Here is a 233-nt window from a genome sequence, read left to right on the forward strand (position 1 = left end):
GCCTGTTCGACAGCCTACGCCATTTCATCATGCGTGGCCTGTGCCCGCTGGTAGGTGGGGTGATCTTGTCGGTGATCTTCGCGCGTACCGCCATCGACAGCGCCTCGCCAGACTTCGGCAGCGGCTCGCATGTGGGCGGGTTGGGGCTGGTGTTCGTGATTGCCGCGATCATTTCGGTGCTCGGCATCGGGCTGATGATGCTGTCGCGCCTGCGGGCGCCGGCGTACTTCCTG

The 233-nt window shown here is 64.8% G+C and carries 1 pseudogene; it reads left to right on the forward strand.

The features are described 5' to 3' along the window. Positions 1–233 (forward strand): annotated as a pseudogene (locus SB765_RS34050) (amino acid transporter); the annotation flags it as partial.

Origin of the sequence: Pseudomonas sp. SIMBA_067 (assembly GCF_046534675.1) — a bacterium.
GTDB lineage: Bacteria > Pseudomonadota > Gammaproteobacteria > Pseudomonadales > Pseudomonadaceae > Aquipseudomonas > Aquipseudomonas putida.